Origin of the sequence: Marinobacter sp. EN3, from assembly GCF_000475315.1 — a bacterium.
Classification (GTDB): domain Bacteria; phylum Pseudomonadota; class Gammaproteobacteria; order Pseudomonadales; family Oleiphilaceae; genus Marinobacter; species Marinobacter nauticus.
In genome coordinates, this window is the sequence record NZ_AXCC01000077.1 from 1 (window position 1) to 975 (window position 975).

At 47.8% G+C, this 975-nt stretch carries 1 protein-coding gene; it reads right to left on the minus strand.

All coding sequences use genetic code 11. The annotated features are described in order from the left end of the window. Window positions 1–81 precede the first annotated feature (81 nt). The coding region (locus tag Q675_RS36320; protein WP_023012142.1) for a TIR domain-containing protein at window positions 82–975 on the minus strand (894 nt) is incomplete at its 5' end.

Here is a 975-nt window from a genome sequence, read left to right on the forward strand (position 1 = left end):
TAACGCCTGGGCTCAGCGGCCGATTTGGAGGCGCACCGCGCCGGAAAAGCGGTCCGCTGCAGCCCCTGGTTAGCGCTGATACTAAAATGGAATATCGTCGTCAAAATCATCGACGGGTGTGTTGGCTGGTGCTGAAGCAGGTTCCGTTTTTGGCAACGAGTCTTCATTTTCTAATAGGTAATCAATGCCATCAGCCGTTATTGAGAAGCCGTAGTATTCGAAATCCCCATCTTCAACAATGCTCTTATCCAAATAGCCGAGCCTCTCCAGCTTTATGAGTGCAAGACTGAGATGCCCGTCACTTACTCCGCTGATTTCATTAAAGACCACATGTGCCGCGACTCCATCCGGTGATCGAGCATACGATTCCAATATTTTGGTAAGGATGAGGTGTTCCGTCTCTCCGACCTTGTAGTTGTATCCAATTTTCCGCCGGATCTTCTTTTGGACATCAAGATCCTGGGAGACTAAACCCAGTTCAGCAACACGTTTTTTGATCAAGACACTCGGATGATTCACTGCTGCTTCTAGGTTTTTATCTGAGCGATTCCCATCATAATCTGCTGCGGTGAGCCCCAGTAGGTCGGTAGGCAAATGAAGATCAATATCGCGGGGCTTAACGATGAAGCACCTATCTTTCCCGAGTGTTCCGGTGAATAGGCCAAGCTCATAGATTACATTGTCTCGAGTAACCTGTTTTTCCTTGTCTCGAATTCGTGCGACGTCGTCGGGTGTAAAAATAAAGATCGCAAAATCTACCGTATCTGCCATCTGTACGAGCGATTCGATAGTCGTTTGAGATAGCGCAAATCCGTGCTTCCAGACTGTCACTTCCGCCTGGTGATCGAAATTGACGTTGAACGCATCAGCAACATCAAGGCTCTCGGCCGCAGATGCGATAAATATTCTTGGTTTTCTCATTATGTTAATCGCAGCCTCCTGCCATTTAGGATTAAGCCATTTTCTCGCTAACGC